The 18331-nt window shown below is 67.5% G+C and carries 14 protein-coding genes, 1 tRNA gene and 2 pseudogenes; 9 read left to right on the top strand and 8 right to left on the bottom strand.

All coding sequences use genetic code 11. The annotated features are described in order from the left end of the window. Positions 1 to 95: 95 nt before the first annotated feature. Genes gltB through EV657_RS10475 form a run of 3 tightly spaced genes read right to left on the bottom strand, consistent with a single transcriptional unit; the run spans position 96 to position 6540 of the window. Positions 96 to 4634, bottom strand: a complete 4539-nt coding sequence (gltB, locus tag EV657_RS10485; RefSeq protein ID WP_113669112.1) for a glutamate synthase large subunit — start codon at positions 4632 to 4634, stop codon at positions 96 to 98. After that, positions 4631 to 5095 carry a GFA family protein gene (locus tag EV657_RS10480; RefSeq protein WP_208323253.1) on the bottom strand — a complete coding sequence of 155 codons (465 nt, stop codon included), beginning with the start codon at positions 5093 to 5095 and terminating at the stop codon, positions 4631 to 4633. Before EV657_RS10480 ends, gltB begins: the two co-directional genes overlap by 4 nt. Before the next feature lie 11 nt (positions 5096 to 5106). Then, positions 5107 to 6540 carry an NAD(P)-dependent oxidoreductase gene (locus EV657_RS10475; RefSeq protein ID WP_113669111.1) on the bottom strand — a complete coding sequence of 478 codons (1434 nt, stop codon included), beginning with the start codon at positions 6538 to 6540 and terminating at the stop codon, positions 5107 to 5109. A gap of 229 nt (positions 6541 to 6769) precedes the next feature. Here EV657_RS10475 and EV657_RS10470 point away from each other — a divergent pair, with 229 nt between their 5' ends. Continuing rightward, positions 6770 to 7573 carry an undecaprenyl-diphosphate phosphatase gene (locus EV657_RS10470; protein WP_075783933.1) on the top strand — a complete coding sequence of 268 codons (804 nt, stop codon included), beginning with the start codon at positions 6770 to 6772 and terminating at the stop codon, positions 7571 to 7573. Here EV657_RS10470 and EV657_RS10465 read toward each other — a convergent pair whose 3' ends face one another. After that, the gene (locus EV657_RS10465) at positions 7574 to 8560 is read right to left on the bottom strand and encodes a complex I NDUFA9 subunit family protein (protein WP_134077847.1); all 987 of its coding nucleotides are present in this window, start codon (positions 8558 to 8560) and stop codon (positions 7574 to 7576) included. 140 nt (positions 8561 to 8700) lie between these two features. Here EV657_RS10465 and EV657_RS10460 point away from each other — a divergent pair. The 8 genes from EV657_RS10460 to EV657_RS10425 all read left to right on the top strand — a co-directional run bounded on the left by EV657_RS10460 (position 8701) and on the right by EV657_RS10425 (position 13744). Further along, positions 8701 to 8787 (top strand) — tRNA-Leu (locus tag EV657_RS10460). A gap of 43 nt (positions 8788 to 8830) precedes the next feature. Then, positions 8831 to 9442, top strand: a complete 612-nt coding sequence (locus tag EV657_RS10455) for a ribonuclease D (RefSeq protein WP_113669109.1) — start codon at positions 8831 to 8833, stop codon at positions 9440 to 9442. A gap of 4 nt (positions 9443 to 9446) precedes the next feature. Beyond that, positions 9447 to 10403, top strand: a complete 957-nt coding sequence (locus tag EV657_RS10450; protein WP_113669108.1) for a KpsF/GutQ family sugar-phosphate isomerase — start codon at positions 9447 to 9449, stop codon at positions 10401 to 10403. Between the two features lie 3 nt (positions 10404 to 10406). After that, entirely contained in the window at positions 10407 to 11024 is a 618-nt protein-coding gene (lptC, locus tag EV657_RS10445; protein WP_113669107.1) for an LPS export ABC transporter periplasmic protein LptC, read from the top strand. Between the two features lie 22 nt (positions 11025 to 11046). Continuing rightward, entirely contained in the window at positions 11047 to 11547 is a 501-nt protein-coding gene (gene lptA, locus EV657_RS10440; RefSeq protein WP_371412555.1) for a lipopolysaccharide transport periplasmic protein LptA, read from the top strand. Beyond that, positions 11547 to 12311, top strand: coding sequence for an LPS export ABC transporter ATP-binding protein (gene lptB, locus EV657_RS10435; RefSeq protein ID WP_134077846.1), 765 nt, complete (start codon positions 11547 to 11549; stop codon positions 12309 to 12311). The genes lptA and lptB overlap by 1 nt, the downstream gene beginning before the upstream one ends. A gap of 350 nt (positions 12312 to 12661) precedes the next feature. Further along, a complete protein-coding gene (gene hpf, locus EV657_RS10430) occupies positions 12662 to 13219 on the top strand; it encodes a ribosome hibernation-promoting factor, HPF/YfiA family (RefSeq protein ID WP_075783940.1) in 558 nt (185 codons plus the stop codon). Positions 13220 to 13279: 60 nt separating this feature from the next. Beyond that, entirely contained in the window at positions 13280 to 13744 is a 465-nt protein-coding gene (locus tag EV657_RS10425; RefSeq protein WP_075783941.1) for a PTS sugar transporter subunit IIA, read from the top strand. Between the two features lie 801 nt (positions 13745 to 14545). On the opposite strand, the pseudogene EV657_RS22860 reads toward EV657_RS10425, so the two are convergent. The 4 genes and pseudogenes from EV657_RS22860 to EV657_RS10400 form a co-directional block, all read right to left on the bottom strand. Next, positions 14546 to 16183, bottom strand: a pseudogene (locus EV657_RS22860) (DUF5927 domain-containing protein); the annotation flags it as partial. A 19-nt stretch (positions 16184 to 16202) separates the two neighbouring features. Further along, the gene (locus EV657_RS22720; RefSeq protein ID WP_425057253.1) at positions 16203 to 16676 is read right to left on the bottom strand and encodes a hypothetical protein; all 474 of its coding nucleotides are present in this window, start codon (positions 16674 to 16676) and stop codon (positions 16203 to 16205) included. 100 nt (positions 16677 to 16776) lie between these two features. Then, positions 16777 to 16997, bottom strand: a pseudogene (locus tag EV657_RS22715) (glycosyltransferase family 2 protein); the annotation flags it as partial. A gap of 214 nt (positions 16998 to 17211) precedes the next feature. After that, positions 17212 to 18138 (bottom strand): glycosyltransferase family 2 protein, encoded by a 927-nt coding sequence (locus EV657_RS10400; protein WP_166673688.1) that lies wholly within the window; start codon positions 18136 to 18138, stop codon positions 17212 to 17214. Positions 18139 to 18331 lie beyond the last annotated feature (193 nt).

Genomic DNA, 18331 nt, shown 5'->3' with positions numbered 1-18331 from the left:
GAGGCCTGCCGAGAAACCCGTCGCGGGATCAAAAACGAGTGACCCCCGCGCACCTTTCGGCGGCGGGGGTCCTCATCTTCAGGCTCAAACAGGCTTTATTCCGCCGGAACCGCGCGTTCTTCGTTGCCCAGCGGATGGGTCAGGTGCGGCAGCATCTCGCGCGGGCAGACCTGCAGGAAGTTGCCCTTTTCCAGCTCCCAATGGGCGAGGATATCACGCGCCTTGGGGCTGCCGGTCTCTTCGGCATGGCGCGAGATCAGGCCTTTCAGCTCGGCCTCCCAGTGCTGGACCGCGACCTTGCAGGTGATCAGCGTCTCGGGGTTGATCTTCAGCGACGCCTCGCCCTCGGGATCGTAGAGATAGGCCATGCCGCCGGTCATGCCCGCGCCGAAGTTGGCGCCGATGGTGCCGAGGATCACGGCAATCCCGCCGGTCATGTATTCGCACCCGTTCGAGCCGCAGCCCTCGACCACCACCTTGGCGCCCGAGTTCCGCACGGCAAAGCGTTCGCCCGCCCGGCCCAGCGCAAAGAGATGCCCGTCGGTCGCCCCGTACAGCACGGTATTGCCGATGATGGTGTTCTCGGAGGCCACCAGCGGCGAGCTGAGCGGCGGACGCACCACGATGATCGCGCCCGACAGACCCTTGCCGACATAGTCGTTGGCATCGCCCGCGACGATGATCTTCAGCCCCGGCGCCCCGAACGCCCCCAGCGACTGCCCGGCACTGCCCGCAAGTTTCACGGTCAGATGGTCGGGCTGCAGCTTGTTGCGCATGCCGAAGCGCTGGACGATGTGGCTGGACACCCGGGTGCCGATGGTCCGGTGGGTGTTCCGCACCGCATAGCTGACCTGCATCTTCTCGCCATCCTCGAAGAACGGGGCGGCATCGCGCAGGATCTCGGCGTCGAGCGCATCCGGCACCTCGGTCCGCGGCCGGCTGCGGTCGAGGGTCGGGCGGTCGTTGGCATCGACCTGGATCAGCAGCGGGTTCAGGTCGAGGTCGTCGAGGTGGGCAGAGCCCCGGCTGATCTGGGTCAGCAGGTCCGACCGGCCGATGATCTCGTCCATGGACCGCGCGCCGATCTGGCTGAGCAGCTCGCGCACTTCCTGGGCGTAGAAGGTGATGAGGTTGACCACCTTGTCGGCATTGCCGGTGAACTTGCCACGCAGCTTTTCGTCCTGGGTGCAGACGCCCACCGGGCAGGTGTTCGACTGGCACTGGCGGACCATGATGCAGCCCATGGCGATCAGCGCGGCGGTGCCGATGCCATATTCCTCGGCCCCCATCATCGCCGCCATGACGATGTCGCGCCCGGTGCGCAGCCCGCCATCGGTCCGAAGCGTCACCCGCTCGCGCAGGTTGTTCATCGACAGAACCTGATGCGCCTCGGTCAGGCCCATCTCCCACGGAAGACCGGCATATTTGATCGAGGTCGCGGGCGAGGCGCCGGTGCCGCCGTTATGGCCCGAGATCAGGATCACGTCGGCCTTGGCCTTGGCCACACCGGCGGCGATGGTGCCGACGCCCGACGAGGCCACCAGCTTGACCGTCACCTTGCAGCGCGGGTTGATCTGCTTGAGATCGTAGATCAGCTGCGCCAGGTCCTCGATCGAGTAGATGTCATGATGCGGCGGCGGCGAGATCAGGGTCACGCCCTTGGTCGAATGCCGCAGACGCGCGATCAGGTCGGTGACCTTCATCCCCGGAAGCTGGCCGCCCTCGCCGGGCTTGGCGCCCTGGGCCACCTTGATCTCAAGCTCTTCGCAGTGGTTCAGGTATTCGGCGGTGACACCGAAGCGGCCCGAAGCCACCTGCTTGATCTTGGCCGAGGGGTTGTCGCCGTTGGGTTCCGGATAGAAATGCGCCGGGTCCTCGCCGCCCTCGCCCGAGTCGGACTTGGCGCCGATCCGGTTCATCGCGACATTCAGCGTCTTGTGCGCCTCGGGGCTGAGCGCCCCCAGCGACATGCCGGGCGTCACGAAGCGCTTGCGGATCGAGGTGATCGATTCGACCTCGTCCAGCGGCACCGGCTTGCCCAGCGACTTGATGTCGAGCAGATCGCGCAGATGGATCGGCGGGGTCGAGCGCATCGCGGCCGAATACTGCTTCCACACCTCGAAAGACGCCGTGTTGCAGGCCTGTTGCAGCATGTGCATGTTGCTGGCTTCCCAGGCGTGACGTTCGCCGGTGCGGCGGGCCTTGTAGAAACCGCCGATCGGCAGCACATCCTGGCCGCCCTTCCAGCCCAGCCGGTGCACCTCTTCCAGCTTGCGCTGGATGCCGGTGACGCCGATGCCGGAAATGCGGCTGTGCATGCCCGGGAAATACTCGGCGCACATCGCGCGCGACAGCCCCACGGCCTCGAAATTGAGCCCGCCGCGATAGGACGAGATCACCGAGATGCCCATCTTGGACATGATCTTCAAAAGGCCCAGATCGATGGCCTTGCGGTAATGGCCGACGGCCTCGGTCAGGCTGCAATCCAGCAGGCCGCGCTTGATGCGGTCGGCCAGCGTGTCCTCGGCCAGATAGGCGTTCACCGTGGTGGCGCCGCAACCGATCAGCACCGCGAAGTAATGCGGATCGACGCATTCGGCAGACCGCACGTTCAGCGAGCAGAAGGTCCGGAGCCCCTTGCGGGTCAGCCAGCTATGCACGGCCGAAGTCGCGAGGATCATCGGCATCGCGACCTTGTCCTCGCCCTGGTGATGGTCGGTCAGCACGATATGGCCCGCGCCCGAGCGCACCGCGTCCTCGGCCTCGTTGCGGATGCGTTGCAGCCCGAGGCGCAGCGCCTCGGGTCCCGCGCCCGGCGGGAAGGTGCAGTCGATCTCGGCCATCGGCACCGAGAAGTGCTTCACCAGCTCGTCGAACTGGGCATTGCCGAGGAACGGGCTTTCCAGGATCACGATCCGGGTCTGGCTGCCATCCTCGTCAAGCACGTTGCGCAGGTTGCCGAAGCGCGTCTTCAGGCTCATCACCCGGTATTCGCGCAGACTGTCGATCGGCGGATTCGTCACCTGGCTGAAGTTCTGCCGGAAGAAATGGCTGAGCGGGCGGTACTTCTCGGACAGGACCGCCGAGGGCGTGTCATCGCCCATCGAGGCCAGCGCCTCCTTGCCGTCCTCGGCCATCGGCATCAGGATCGATTCGATTTCCTCGATGGTGTAGCCCGCCGAGATCTGCCGCCGGCGCAGGTCCGCCCCGTCGAACAGCGGCTTTTCGGACACCGCGGTCAGCACCTCGTCGATCTCGGTCACCTTGTCGAGCCATTCGCCAAACGGTTGGGTGGCCGCCATCATGTCCTTGATTTCGCTGTCGCGCAGCAGCTTGCCCTCGGTCATGTCGACCGCGATCATCTGCCCCGGGCCCAGCGCACCCTTCTCGCGGACGGTGGCCTCTTCGGTCGGGACCATGCCGCTTTCGGACCCGGCGATCAGCAGGCCGTCGCCGGTGACGACATAGCGCATCGGGCGCAGGCCGTTCCGGTCGAGACCGGCACAGACCCAGCGGCCGTCGGTCATGGCCAGGGCGGCCGGACCGTCCCAGGGCTCCATCACCGAGTTCACATAGGCATACATGTCGCGCCAGGACTGTTTCAGCTCGACCGTCTGCTGCGACCAGGCCTCGGGCACCAGCATGGTCTTGGCCATCGGCGCGTTGCGGCCCGCACGAACCAGAACCTCGAACACGGAATCGAGCGCGGCCGAGTCCGAAGACCCTTGCGCCACGATCGGCTTGATGTCTTCGGCAAGCTCGCCGAAGGCCGAGGACGCCATCCGGATCTCGTGGCTTTTCAGCCAGTTGAGGTTGCCCTTCAGGGTGTTGATCTCGCCGTTATGGGCCAGCATGCGGAACGGCTGGGCCAGCCACCATTGCGGGAAGGTGTTGGTCGAATAGCGCTGGTGATAGATCGCAAAGGCCGATTCGAACCGGTCGTCCTTGAGGTCGGGATAGAATTCGGCGACCTGCTCGGCCAGCATCATGCCCTTGTAGATCAGCGACCGGCAGCTCAGCGAACAGATATAGAGCGAGGGCACCTGGGCGGCGGCGGCGGCCTTCTCGATCCTGCGGCGGATCACGTAAAGCTCGCGCTCGAAGGTCTCTTCATCGACATCCTTGGAATTCGAGATCAGGATCTGTTCGATCTCGGGCCGGGTCGCGTTGGCCTTCTCGCCCAGGACGTCGATATTCACCGGAACGTGGCGCCAGCCGTAGATATAGTAGCCCATGCGCAGGACTTCGGTCTCGACGATGGTCCGGCAGACCTCCTGCGCGCTGAAATCGGTGCGCGGCAGGAAGACCTGGCCCACGGCGATCAGACGGTCGGCATGGGGCTCGTGGCCGGTGCGGCGGATCTGGTCGTAGAAGAACGGCACCGGGATCTGCACATGGATGCCCGCGCCGTCGCCGGTCTTGCCGTCGGCATCGACCGCGCCGCGGTGCCAGACCGCCTTCAGCGCGTCGATCCCGTTCTCGACGACCTTGCGCGAGGGCTTGCCGTCGATGGCAACGACCAGACCCACGCCACAGGACGAATGTTCGTCTTCGGGGCTGTAAAGACCGTGTTCGGCCACGAAAGCCCGCTTGGCTTCTTCCCGGGCGACCCAGGCGGCATCGTATTTGGTCATTTCTGTTCTCCTTCGGAGCCCGTCGAGCCCATGCTCATTCCGTCTGCGGCGGCGGCCATCATCTGGGCCTCGGTCAACCGCACGTGATCGCCGGCGAAGGCATAGCCGCCGGGTTTGCTGTCGATATAGACCTCCGAGCTCAGCGGCAGGTCGCGGGTGCCCTCGAACAGCCCGGCCGACACGAAGCAATGCCCCTTGTGCGCGCCTTCGGCGGTGAAGGCGTACCAGAGCGACGAGCCGCAGTCCGAGCAGAAGGCGCGCTCGGCCCATTGCGACGAGGCATAGGTCTTGACCGGACCCTCGGCCCGGATCGGCTGCGTGGTATGGACTGCCATCAGCGGCCCCGAGGTCCATTTGCGGCACATCCCGCAATGGCAGGCGCCAAGCACCTGCTGCGCCGGTTCGATCTCGACCGTGACGGCGCCGCAGAGACAGTGCCCCTTCAGAGTGGTGTCCGACATCGGCTGGCCCCCTATTCCGCGGCGACCTGGGCGGGCTGCGCCAGGAAGTCGAGAATGCTGTCAGCCGCCTCGCGCCCGTCGCGGATCGCCCAGACGACAAGGCTTGCGCCGCGCACGATGTCGCCGACCGCGAAGACGCCCGGCAGCGAGGTCTCGTGGCTGCGGAAATCGGCCTTCACGGTGCCCCAGCGGGTCACTTCCAGCGCGTCCTCGCCCCAAAGCGCGGGCAGGTCCTCGGGCTCGAAGCCCAGCGCCTTGATGACCAGATCGGCAGGCTCGACATAATCGGCGCCCTCGATCACCTCGGGCGATTGCCGCCCAGAGGCATCCGGCGGGCCAAGCCGCATCTTCTGCACCATGACCGAGGTCACCGGATCGCCGGCAAAGCCCTTCGGCGCCGAGAGCCAGACGAAATCGACGCCCTCCTCTTCGGCATTCTGAACCTCGCGCTGCGAGCCCGGCATGTTGGCGCGGTCGCGGCGGTAAAGGCATTTGACGCTGACCGCGCCCTGCCGGATCGCGGTGCGCACGCAGTCCATGGCGGTATCGCCGCCGCCGACCACGATCACCCGCTTGCCCTCGGCGTTCAACTCGCCCGACAGGTATTCCGGCACCTCGTCGCCAAAGCTGACCCGGTTCGAGGCGGTCAGGTAATCCAGCGCGGCAACGATGCCCTGGGCGCCCGCGCCGGGGCCGGTCAGGTCGCGGCCCTTGTAGACACCGGTCGCGATCAGCACCGCGTCATGCTTGCCGCGGATCGCGTCGAAGCTGATATCGGTGCCGACATTGCAGTTCAGCACGAACTCGACACCGCCCTGTTCCAGCTGCGCCACGCGGCGCATGACGATGTCCTTTTCCAGCTTGAAGCCGGGAATGCCATAAGTCAGCAGCCCGCCCGCCCGGTCGTGCCGGTCATAGACGGTCACCTGAAGGCCCGCGCGCCTAAGCCGGTCGGCCGCCGCCAGCCCGCCCGGGCCCGCGCCGATGATGCCCACGCTTTCGCTGCGGTCTTCGGCAGGCGCGATCGGCGGCACCCAGCCTTCGTCCCAGGCGGTGTCGGTGATGTACTTCTCGACCGCGCCGATGGTCACGGTGCCGTGGCCGGACTGCTCGATCACGCAATTGCCTTCGCACAGCCGGTCCTGCGGACAGATCCGCCCGCAGATCTCGGGGAAGGTGTTGGTGGCCTGGCTCATCGCATAGGCCTCTTCCAGACGGCCCTCGGCGGTCAGCCGCAGCCAGTCGGGGATGTTGTTGTGCAACGGACAGTGCGACTGACAGAACGGCACGCCGCACTGGCTGCAGCGCGAGGCCTGCTCGGCGGCCTTCTCGGCCGCGAATTCGGCGTAGATTTCGTCGAAATCCTTCGCGCGGTCACCGGCCTCGCGTTTCTCCGGCGTCTCTTTCGCCACGCGGACGAACTGAAGCATCTTTTGCTGCGCCATTGCCTTTCCTTCCAGGATGGGTCGGGACCTTCGGGACGCTTCTATACGAAGGAAGCTCGTCCATTAAAAGTCAGCAATGCTGTCTTATTTGCAAGAAATTTCGCCCCCATCTCCGCCAGCTCTGCGGCAAACCGCTTTTTTAGGTCAGCACGCATTCCCTATAGCGGAGTCTTCCCTTTCCGAATCACGTCCCTATGCTGGGCGCCATCCTGAACCTCCGGGCCATCCCATGACGCTTTTCCACCTGTTTCTGATCGCGGTGATCCAGGGCATCACCGAGTTTCTTCCGATTTCCTCTTCGGGCCACCTGATTCTGCTGCCGGGCCTGACCGGCATGGCCGACCAGGGCCATATCATCGACGTGGCGGTGCATGTCGGCACGCTCGCGGCGGTCGTTCTTTACTTCCGGAAGGATGCGATGCTGGCCCTGGGCGGCCTGACCCGGGTCGCGCGCGGCAAGATCGACACGCCCGGCGCCTTTCTGGCGCTGTGCCTGATCGTGGCCACCATTCCGGTGATGGCGGTCGGGCTGGTGCTGGAACTGACCGGGCTTGAGGACATGATGCGCAGCATCGCGGTGATCGGCTGGACCATGCTGATCTTCGGCCTCGTTCTGTGGGTCGCCGACACCCGCTTTCCCGAGACCCGCAAGGCCAATACCTGGACGCTGAAACACGCCATCATCCTGGGCCTGTGGCAGGTGGTCGCGCTGATCCCCGGCACCTCGCGGTCGGGCATCACCATCACCGGGGCGCGGATGCTGGGCTATGACCGGGTCGGCGCCGCGCGGCTGTCGATGCTGATGTCGATCCCGACGATCCTGGCCTCGGCGGTGCTGGTCGGCGGCAAGGCCGCGGCCGAGGCCGACATGGCGGTGCTGCGCGACGGCGCCATCGCCGCGGGCTTTACCTTCGTCTCGGCGCTGATCGCGCTGGCCGTGATGATGCGGCTGGCCCGGTCGATCAGCTTCACGCCCTATGTGGTCTACCGGGTGATCCTCGGCCTCGTCCTGCTGTGGATCGCCTATACCTGATCAGGGACGCAGCCGCTTGGCCGCCTCGCGGATTTCGTAGAACTGACCCGCGGGGCGGTAGCGCCACAGATATTCCGGCAACACCGCCTCCATCGCGGTGGGCTGGATGCCCAGTTCGGCCAGCCCCGGCATGCCCTCGCCCACGACATTGTCGCGCCCGAGATTGCGGACCTGGTCGCGGGTCACGACCTTGTTGTCCAGAATCCCCAGCGACAGCGACTGCACCAGATCGAAGACCGTCCCCATCGCGGCACCCAGCGCCAGCGGCAGCGGCAGCACGATCCGGTTCGGACGGCCGATCACTTCAAGCATCTCTTCCATCAGTTCGCCGAAGCTCCGCACCTCGGGGCCGCCCAGTTCGTAGATGCCCGGCGCGGCCTCGCCCATCGCGGCTTTCGCCGCAGCGGCGGCAACGTCGTCGACATAGACCGGCTGGAACCGGGTGAAATAGCCGACCACCGGCAGAACCGGCGAGAACCGCGCCATCTGCGCGAAGCGGTTGAAGAACTGATCCTCGGGACCGAACACCAGCGAAGGCCGCAGGATCACCGCGTCGGGAAAGCTCTCGCGCACCGCCGCCTCGCCGCGCCCCTTGGTTTCGGAATAGGCGCTGTCCGACTCGATATCGGCACCGATCGCCGAGATCTGCACCAGCCGCGTCACCCCGGCGGCCCGTGCCTCTTCGGCGATGTGAAGCGCGCCGTAATGCTGCACCAGCCCGAAGGTGTTGCGCCCCGATTCGGCAAGGATGCCGACGCAGTTCACCGCCGCCTCGGCCCCCTGCAGCGCCAGCCGGACCGAGTCGCGGTCGCGGACATTGCACAGCACGGGTTCGACCTGCCCCACCGCGCCATAAGTGCGCACGAACAGCGCCTCGTTCGGACGCCGCACCGCCACGCGTACCCGCCAGCCCGCGCGGGCCATGCGCCGCGCGACGTAGCGGCCGACAAATCCCGACCCGCCGAAGATGGTGACCAGCTTGGACATGGAGAGACGCCTCCTTGGCATATGATGGTATGCAACCGAATATAGGGGCCGGGCGCCCCAAGCAAGAGATCGTATCGCGAGGCAAAAATCGCCGTTGACACCGTCTGCGGCCACCTATAGATCACCGCCTCACGACACCTGCCCAGGTGGCGGAATTGGTAGACGCGCTAGCTTCAGGTGCTAGTGTTCGCAAGGACGTGGAGGTTCGAGTCCTCTCCTGGGCACCAACCCCAAAAGCCGGGGAATCATCCCCTAAAGTCAGGGGAAGACGTGGCGAATTACCTACATTCCAAAGACTTGCCCGACGGTCTCGATCTCGGGCCCGTGGTGGCCATCGACTGCGAGACGATGGGGCTGAACCCGCATCGCGACCGGCTGTGCCTGGTGCAGATGTCGTCGGGCGACGGCGACGCGCATATGGTGCAGATCGCGCAGGGCCAGACCGAGGCCCCGAACCTGACCCGGATGCTGGCCGATCCGAAAACGCTGAAACTTTTCCATTTCGGCCGATTCGACATCGCGATTTTGCAGCACACGTTCGGCGTGACCACCGCGCCGGTCTATTGCACCAAGATCGCCTCGAAGCTGGTGCGCACCTATACCGACCGGCATGGGCTGAAATACCTGCTGCAGGAACTGCTGGACATCGACATCTCGAAACAGCAGCAAAGCTCGGACTGGGGCGCCGCGTCGCTGAGCCCGGCACAACTCGACTATGCCGCCTCGGACGTGCTGTACCTGCACCGGCTGAAAGAGACCCTGGACGGCATGCTGGCCCGCGAGGGCCGCAGCGAGATGGCCCAGGCCTGCTTCGATTTCCTGCCGACCCGGGCCCGGCTCGATCTTTCCGGTTGGCCCGAGACCGACATCTTCGCACACTGAGACCATGACGCCCGAAACCTGCCTGTCCATCGGCCGCCGCGTTCTGCGGATCGAGGCCGACGCCGTCCATCGCCTGGCCGAGAGCCTCGACCAGGACTTCACCCGCGCGGTCGAAACCATCCTTGGCGCCACCGGACGGGTCATCGTCTCGGGCATGGGCAAGTCGGGCCATGTCGCGCGCAAGATCGCGGCGACCTTCGCCTCGACCGGCACGCCCGCGCATTTCGTCCACCCCGCCGAAGCCAGCCATGGCGATCTGGGCATGGTGGCGCGGGGCGATGTCTGCCTCGTGCTGTCGAATTCCGGCGAGACGCCCGAGCTGGCCGATATCGTCGCCTATACCCGCCGCTTCGGGATTCCGCTGATCGGCGTCGCGGGCAAGCCGGGCAGCACGCTTTTGCGCCAGGCCGACGTGGCGCTGGTGCTGCCGCCCGCCGACGAGGCCTGCCCGATGGGGCTGGCGCCCACCACCTCGACCACGATGACGCTTGCACTGGGCGATGCGCTGGCCGTGGCGCTGATGGAGCACCGCCAGTTCACCCCCGAGCATTTCCGCGAATTCCACCCCGGCGGCAAGCTGGGGGCGCGGCTGTCGACCGTCGCGGACCTGATGCATTCGGGCGAGGACATCCCGCTGGTGCCGGTGGGCACCGCGATGGCCGAGGCGCTGATCGTGATGAGCCGCAAGAGCTTTGGCGTCGTCGGCGTGACCGACATCGACGGACGGCTGGCCGGGATCGTCACCGATGGCGACCTGCGCCGCCACATGACGGGCCTGCTGGAGCGCAGCGTCGAGGAGGTGATGACCGCGAACCCGCTGACCATCGCCCCCGACGTGCTGGCCGAAAAGGCGGTCGCGGTGATGAACGACCGCAAGATCACCTGTCTTTTTGCGGTCGAGACCGGTCGCCCCGTCGGCATCCTGCATATCCACGACTGCCTGCGCGCCGGGGTCGCATGACATATGCGGTCCTATGACAACGCCTATTCCCGGTTCATCGCAGCGGCCAAGATCGTGTTTCCGCTGGCCGCGCTGGGGCTGTTGTCGACCCTGTTCCTGATTTCGCGCGACCATGGCAGCGCCGGCACCGGCGACGGCCTGCCCTATGCCAAGGTCGAGATCGACGACCTGCTGCGCCAGCAGCGGCTGGGCGCGCCCAACTATGCCGGTGTCACCCGCGACGGCACCGCGATCTCGATGCGGGCCGACTCGGCCCGGTCGGACCCAGACCGGCCCGGCCGCGGCGAGGCCCAGGCGATGCAGGCACGGCTGACCCTGCCCGATGGCAGTTCGGCCGAGATCGAGGCCGATACCGGGTCGATCGACACCTCGGATCAGGTGGCGGTACTGGAGGGCGACGCGCGGATCTCGACCTCGACCGGCTACACCATCGAGACCGACCGCCTGCGGTCGGCCTTCGCGGACACCAATGTCGAGGCGGACGGCCCGGTCACCGCCAACGGACCGCCCGGCCGGATCGAGGCAGGCAGCATGACGCTTAGCGCCGACCCCGCGGACAAGGGCAGGTATCTTCTGGTTTTCAAGGACGGCGTGAGGCTGATATATGAGCCCGAGCATTAGGGGAAAGGGTCCGGTCGTGTCGATACGCGGTCGTCTGGCGGCGCTTGCGCTGGTCTTGGCTGTTCCGGTGGCCGCCTGGGCGCAGGGCGCCCAGATCGCCTTCGGGTCGCTCGATCACGATGCGTCGCTGCCCGTCGAGGTCACGGCCGAAAGCCTCAGCGTCGATCAGGGCGACGGCACTGCCGTCTTCAGCGGCGATGTCGTCGTGGGGCAGGGCACGCTGCGCCTTTCGGCCGCGCGGGTGCTTGTGGTCTACGGCTCGGGCGGCGCAGGCAGCGGCAAGATCTCGCGGCTCGAAGCCTCTGGCTCGGTGGTTCTGGTGCTGGGCGAGGACGCGGCCCAGGCGCAGGAGGCCGTCTACAGCATCGACACCGCCACCATCGTCATGACCGGCGACGTGCTGCTGACCCAGGGCGACAACGCCGTCGAGGGACAGCGGCTGGAGGTCGATCTGAACCGCGGCACCGGCGCGATGGAGGGTCGCGTGCGGACCGTGCTGACCCCGGCCTCGGACAAGCCGTGATGGCGGACGGTGCCGCAGCCTTTGGTTTCGCAGAGCCCGGCGGCGGGCTGCGGGTCGTCGACCTGCGCAAGAGCTATCGCCGCCGACCCGTGATCCGCGATGTCAGCCTCAGCCTCGACCGGGGCGAGGTGGTCGCGCTGCTCGGCCCGAACGGATCGGGCAAGACCACCTGCTTCTATGCCGTCGCCGGTCTGCTGACCCCCGAGGGCGGCAAGGTCCTGCTGGACGGCCGCGACGTGACCACGCTGCCGATGTATCGCCGCGCCCGGCTGGGCATCGGTTATCTGCCGCAGGAGGTCTCGATCTTCCGCGGGCTCGATGTCGAGGACAACATCAAGGCGGTGCTCGAAATCGTCGAGCCCGACCGCCACAAGCGCCGCGAGCGGCTCGAAGAACTGCTGTCGGAATTTTCCATCGAACATCTGCGCCGCGCGCTCGCCCTGTCGCTGTCGGGCGGGGAACGGCGCCGGGTCGAGATCGCGCGCTGCCTCGCGGCCAATCCCCGCTACCTCCTGCTCGACGAGCCCTTCGCCGGCGTCGATCCGATTGCCGTGGGCGAGATTCGCAACCTGGTCGCCGACCTCAAGACCCGGGGAATCGGGGTGCTTATCACCGATCACAATGTCCGCGAAACGCTGGAGATCGTTGATCGCGCCTATATCCTGCACGACGGCAAGGTGCTGATGAGCGGCACCACCCAGGAGGTGATCCGCGACGAGAACGTGCGCCGGGTCTACCTTGGCCAGAGCTTCCGGATCACCTGAGGCCCGGGCATGCAGGCCGTCTTCTTCCCGCCTTTTCCGCGACCTTGGCCGGGTTTTGCCGAACCGACCGGCAGGACCGCCGCCAAGTCGCTGCCATGGCCGCCCGTCGCGTCAGCTTTCGGGCCGGTCGCGCGGACCGGCGCTGCCGCAGCGCAGCGCGGCGAGGGCGTTGACATGGCGGGGGGACCTGTCGCCAAATACGCGCGATGCCTGCCCCGTCCGCCATCCATCCGACGCCCGCGCCAAAAGGGCCGCAGACAGGGATACGCTTCCTTGTTGCCGTTGACCCCGCCGCGCCCCGGCCTTAACGGAGTGCAACCCTGCGCCTGCAGGCAATCTCAGGAGGAACAATGCTGTACCAGATCAGCGGCAAACAGATCGACATCGGCGAGGCTCTGCAGACCCATGTCAAGGACGAGCTGAGCGCTGCCGTCTCGAAGTATGCCGACCGGCCGACCGATGCCAACGTGGTGTTCTCGCGGAACGCGCATCAATATGTCTGCGAGGCGACGGTGCACCTGTCGACCGGCCTGACCGCTCAGGCGAGCGCCCATGCCACCGAGATCTACGCCGCTTTCGACAGCTGCTGCGACAAGATGGAAAAACAGCTGCGCCGCCACAAGCGTCGGCTGAAGGACCATCACCGCGATCGTTCGGAACCGGTGGAACTTTCCGGCGGTTCGGCGTATATCCTCGCAGCGACGGACGAAAATGACGAGTCCGACAACCTGCAGCCGATGATCATCGCCGAGATGGAAACCCAGATTCCGTCGATCTCGGTCGGTGAGGCGGTCATGCAGATGGAGCTGAAGGGCGCGGCCCTCCTGGTGTTCCGGAACGAGAAGACCGGCAACATCAACGTCGTGTATGCCCGCGAAGACGGGAACGTGGGCTGGATCGAACCCTGACCCGCAGCTGACACTGCCGCGTCCGTTATCCGGGCGCGGCGCGTCCGAAGCGAGAGGCCTATGCAGCTATCCACGCTCATCACGCCGGAAGCCGTTCGCGTCTTCGGCACCATGTCCAGCAAGAAACGCCTGTTCCAGGAGCTTGGCGAGGTCGCCCACGCCGCCTATGCGCTGCCCTCGGGCACCGCCGTCGACGCCCTGCAGGAACGCGAGAGCCTCGGGCCGACCGGGGTGGGACAGGGCGTGGCCCTGCCCCATGCCCGGCTGTCCGGCATCGACCGGGTCCGGGGCGCCTTCATCCGGCTGGAAAAAGCGATCGATTTCGGGGCGGTCGACCGCCAGCCGGTCGATCTGATCTTCGCGCTGTTCGCGCCGCTCGATTCCGGCGTCGATCACCTGAAGGCGCTGGCGCTGGTGTCGCGCACGCTGCGCGACGGCACCGTCTGCGCCAAGCTGCGCGCCAATACCGACCCGGCCACGCTGCATGCGGTGCTGACCGAGGCGGCGGCGTCGCAGGCGGCCTGACCTGGCCGGGCCAGCCCCCAAAGCCGAATCTCAGGAAATCGCGGCGGCGGGCTTCGGCCGCCGCCGCGTTCAGGTCCGCGACATGGATCGCGGCTAGGGGAACCGGCCCGACCGGCGCCGGATCGGGCAGCGCCGGGGCCGCTTGCCCGAGACTTGCGGCAAGCTCGGCCGATCGCAGCCCAGCGTCCCGGCGTGGATGATCCGGTCGGGCAGCAGCGATTGCGCCATGCCCTCCGGCAGAACCGATTGCGACGCCCAGGACGGATCGACGCGCAGCGCGCTCTGGCCGCCAAGCTGGCCCTTGAGGAAGGTCAGAAACCCAAGAAACGCCGCCCGGTGCGCAGCCGCATCATAGCCCGGCCCGCCGGGTCCGCCCTCGGGCAGCGGCACCCCGTAAAGCTCGCGCAGCGCCCGGCATAGCCGCGGGAAGCTGTCCGGACCGACCGGCAGGACATGGCGGCAAAAGGCGCGATGCGCCCGCTCCTGCGGATGGCCGATCACGGTAAAGCTGCGATGGCCCGGATGGCGCCGCAGCCAGTCGTCCAGCGTCTTGCGGGTAAAGCCCCGCCGCAGCGCCTCGGGGCCGAGCCCGTCCGGCGCGGCCAGCCAGGCCTCGATCTCTGCCACCGGCCCGCCCGGCACCGGAAGGGACAGAAGCGGGCTTCGGGGCGCAGCCACATGGCGCCGCAGGGCAGGACCGTGCCCCGGCTCGAAGAGGTTTCCATCGAACAGCGCGCAAGGGTCGGGATCGGCCAGCGCGCGCGTCATCTCATCGAAATTCTCGACCCGCGCCGAAAGCGGCCCGGGGTTCTGCTTTTTCAGCCAGGGGGGCGCGGCGTCCAGCCGGGCGTCGGTTTCCAGGAAGGTCGGCAGGCCGTTCAGCACCTCGAGATCGCCGATCTGGCCATAGCCGATCCGGAACGGGGTCTGGCCCGCAACCTGCAGCCTGCGCGTCAGCTGCGCCCGGAAGGCGGCCAGCCGATCGATCCGGTCGGCGAATTCCGCGGGACCGAACCGCGCCCGCACCTGGGGCGCGCGGAGGATATCGAGAAAGGCGGCCTCGATCCTCTGCTGCTCGGCCGCGCGCTTGCGCAGCACCGCGACGTCCTGACCCGACCGAAAAAGCGGCACCGCCCAGGCCCCGGTCGCCACCGCGATATGAGCATTGCGGTCGATGGCCAGAGGCCAGGCGATCTCTTGCCGGTCGGCCGGTCCGAACATGAAGCACTGGCATTCGCCGCGTCCGTCCCAGATCAGGTTGCGCAGAAAGCCGGCCGGATCGTAGTCGCGCCGCGCTGCCGCATCGGAGATTCCGCCCGAAAAGGACGCCCCGCCGCCCGCGAATTCGTCCCGTTCCGGCGCGAACAGGTGCCCATGCGCGCGGGCCCCGGCATGGCGTTCGAACCAGGGCGCGAGATCTTCGAAAAAATCGTCAAAGCCCTGCAGGACGGAAAACGGTGCGCATGTCGTGGCATGGGCCCAGTCCGGGCTGGGCAGGCGGCTTTGCATGACAAGCCCGGGCCGCCCCCCGCACGCGCCGGTCATCCGCCGCCGTCAGCATCCGGTCGAGCCGCGCCGGATCGGGCTCGGCCGCCCCGCGCGACGGCAGACCCGGATCGAGGAAGGTATCGTAAAGCCAGTCCGCCCCGGGCCAGATCCTGCGGGCGACGAAACAGTCCGACCGACGCAAAAGCTGCAGGTGATCGTCGTAGAAGACGAAGGGCCGCCCCTGCCGGTTGAACCGCGACAGCGTCTGCGACCGGCTTTCGACCCGGCGGCCGTGGCGGCGCATCAGCCTCTGGAGATAGCTTTCGTCCGGGATCCAGACCCGGCCGAAATAGCGATCGATCCGGCGCCGGACCGGATCGGTCAGGATCGCGGTCAGCGTGCGCCGGGTCAGGCACCACCATTGCGAGCCCGGATGCGGCTCGGCCCCGGCGGGAGGGCGGCGCCCCCCAGCCGCCGCGGCAGCGCGACGTGGCAGTCGAACACCCGGCGATGCCGTTTCCAGGCGAAGGGAAAGCTCAAGGAAAGGCGCTCGGTGCTAAGCCCGCCCATCGCCCAGGGGGCCTCGTCGGCGGTAACGGATTCGAAGACGTCGGTCTCGGGCCGCGCGGCGAGCGCGGCGAGACAGGCGGTCAGGTCGGCCGCAGGGCGCAGGGCGCAGCGGCAGGCAGGCGCCCGATGCCAGATAGACATGGCCGATCTCGGGAAAGGCGGCCAGCGCCAGCTCGACCGCCGCCAGCGTGGCCCGCACGATGGCCCAGGTGCCCCATTCGCAGCGGTGGCGGGCGCAGAAGCGCACATTGGCCAGCCCGGCCAGCGCCTGTCGCATGGCCACGACCTCGGCCTCGGGCACCCGGCCTCGGCCCAGTGCCGCGCCACGGCGGCGGCCCGGTCGAGCGCGGTATGCACGATCATGACAAAGCCGACGCTCATGCCCAGTTGCCCTGCGAAATCAGTCCCGGCAGGTCCAGCTGGCGCCAGCCTGCATATGTCTCGGACCCGTCGCACCAAGGCTCTGCCCCCGATCCAGACCGGTGCGGTCGGCGCGGTATTCGCGGCCGCCGGCATAGTGCTGTCGGCGCTCGGCCTCTTCGGCGGCCTTGACGGCGAAACATCCAGAAACGTCGCGTGCAGCAGCGCGCCGCAGGCCTTTTCGCCGCCGGTCTCGTCCTGGACGAGGTTCGGCCCGCGCGGCAGCAGCCGGTGGGTCGAGCTGGTATAGGCATAGGGGCGGCGCCAGCGCACCAGCGGGATCTTGTTCAGCGCGGGCGCGCGGGCCGCCCTGAATCCACAGATTGCGATAGGTGGAGTCCTTCCGGAATCTGTAGCTGCCGCTGTCGAACCAGCAGGCGATCTCGAACGGGTCCCGCCCGGCGTGATCGCGCGCGGCGCCGATCGGCCCCTTCGGATAGGTGTCGACCAGCATCGCCCCGAAGGACCGGCCCCCGCGCGCAGTCGAACCCGTCGGTCAGCGCCCGCAGAGGCCGCGTATCGCAATGGGGATAGACCGGAAACGCGTCCACATCGACGGTCAGCGCCCAATGGCCGTGCCCGCAGCGGCTCAGCAGCCCGTTCAGCCAGTCGATACCGAAATGCGCCTGCCGGTAGCTTGCCCCGGTGGTCCAGAGCGACACATCGGCTGGTCCCGCAACAATGCCCGCGACCCGTCTCCGGACCCTGTATCGATGATCGCGAAGTGGTCGATGCCAAGCCGACGGTAACAGGTCAGGAAATAGGGAAGCCGCACCGCCTCGTTGCGCAGGCAGACACAGGCCAGAAGCGCGCCGGGGGCGGATCTGCACCGTCCGGTCGGCGGCAGACCGCAACTGGCACCGCGCGCGCCGTGCCCGCAGTTTCCAGAGCTCGCGTTCGAGCCTGAGCCGATATATGGAGATGGCGCCCAAGCGGCCTCCTGCCGGTCCCCGTCGGATCGGGCCCAATGGAAACCGCCCAGACCTTTCTTAAAGCGCACCCGGCGGCGCCCAATTCCCGCCCGCGATCAGCCCCAGCGCCTGCAACTGACACCAGTTGCGGAACCGCACGGACCCGGCATCGGCCCGAATCGGGTCGGCACGGATCGCGTCGTAATGGGCGCCATAGCGGCCGGGATGGGCGAAATGCCGACAACAGACCTTGCCTCGGCCAATTCCGCCAGCGCGAGGTCCAGGAACTTGCTGTGCAGAAGCGCGCCGCTGGGCGCGTCCCGCCGCGCATCGAAGCCCGCATTCAGGCGGCGCGGCAAGGCGATGCGGGTCGAGCTGACACCGACATGGCCGCGCCTCCAGAGAATCAGCGGCATCTTGTGCAGATGCGGCGCGCTCGGGCGCGTCGGCGAGGAAGGCCCGCCGCCGGACGCCCCGGAGGATCGAGATCCCGGCATAGCGGCGCTGGCGGTCCCAGAGACAGCCCTCGGCATCGAACAGCGGCAGCACGTCCAGCGGATCGGCCCCGGGCGCACGGCGGGCCGAGGACCGCGAGCCTTCGGGGTAAAGCTCCAGCATCAGCGCGGCCAGCTTCGGGATGCGGCGGGCGTCGAGCCAGGCGATCAGCGCGCGCAGGCCAAGGCTGTCAAGGCGCGGAAGGACCAGCACTTCGTCGGCATCGAGCGTCAGGCACCAGTGCCCCGCCCCGTGGCGGGTCAGGAACCAGGTCAGCCGGTCCATGCCGAAGTGCGCCGCGCGATAGGACGCCTCGCTGCGCCAGACCGACACGTCGGCGGCGTCGGCCAGAAGCCGCGGCGTGGCGTCGGTGCTGGCATTGTCGACGATCAGGAACTGGCTGACGCCAAGCCGCCGGTGATGGTCGAGGAAATAGGGCAGACGCTCGGCCTCGTTCCGGAGGCAGGCGAAGGCGAGGATCGCGGCGGTGCGGTCCGCGACCGGCCGCAACTCGCCTCGCTTGCGCAGCGCCCGGGCCAGAAGCCGTGCGCGGCGCCAGTGCAGCCGGAGGGCCCACCGGGGCCCGTCCGGGTCGGAAAAAGAGCCTTAGCCCCTGTACCCTTGTGACTGGAACCATTTCCAGGCGTCCTGGATCATGGTGGGGAGGTCGGAGCGTTCGGGGGACCAGCCCAGCTCGGTCTCG

Source organism: Rhodovulum visakhapatnamense, assembly GCF_004365965.1.
Lineage (GTDB): Bacteria > Pseudomonadota > Alphaproteobacteria > Rhodobacterales > Rhodobacteraceae > Rhodovulum > Rhodovulum visakhapatnamense.
This window is presented reverse-complemented; position numbering and strand designations above follow the sequence as displayed.

What these genes read in the sequence shown, in the direction of transcription:
- gltB (WP_113669112.1), bottom strand. Translation starts at nt 4,634, where the DNA reads ATGACCAAATACGATGCCGCCTGGGTCGCCCGGGAAGAAGCCAAGCGG.
- EV657_RS10480 (WP_208323253.1), bottom strand. Translation starts at nt 5,095, where the DNA reads ATGTCGGACACCACTCTGAAGGGGCACTGTCTCTGCGGCGCCGTCACG.
- EV657_RS10475 (WP_113669111.1), bottom strand. Translation starts at nt 6,540, where the DNA reads ATGGCGCAGCAAAAGATGCTTCAGTTCGTCCGCGTGGCGAAAGAGACG.
- EV657_RS10470 (WP_075783933.1), top strand. Translation starts at nt 6,770, where the DNA reads ATGACGCTTTTCCACCTGTTTCTGATCGCGGTGATCCAGGGCATCACC.
- EV657_RS10465 (WP_134077847.1), bottom strand. Translation starts at nt 8,560, where the DNA reads ATGTCCAAGCTGGTCACCATCTTCGGCGGGTCGGGATTTGTCGGCCGC.
- EV657_RS10450 (WP_113669108.1), top strand. Translation starts at nt 9,447, where the DNA reads ATGACGCCCGAAACCTGCCTGTCCATCGGCCGCCGCGTTCTGCGGATC.
- lptC (WP_113669107.1), top strand. Translation starts at nt 10,407, where the DNA reads ATGCGGTCCTATGACAACGCCTATTCCCGGTTCATCGCAGCGGCCAAG.
- lptB (WP_134077846.1), top strand. Translation starts at nt 11,547, where the DNA reads ATGGCGGACGGTGCCGCAGCCTTTGGTTTCGCAGAGCCCGGCGGCGGG.
- hpf (WP_075783940.1), top strand. Translation starts at nt 12,662, where the DNA reads ATGCTGTACCAGATCAGCGGCAAACAGATCGACATCGGCGAGGCTCTG.
- EV657_RS10425 (WP_075783941.1), top strand. Translation starts at nt 13,280, where the DNA reads ATGCAGCTATCCACGCTCATCACGCCGGAAGCCGTTCGCGTCTTCGGC.
- EV657_RS22720 (WP_425057253.1), bottom strand. Translation starts at nt 16,676, where the DNA reads ATGCTGGTCGACACCTATCCGAAGGGGCCGATCGGCGCCGCGCGCGAT.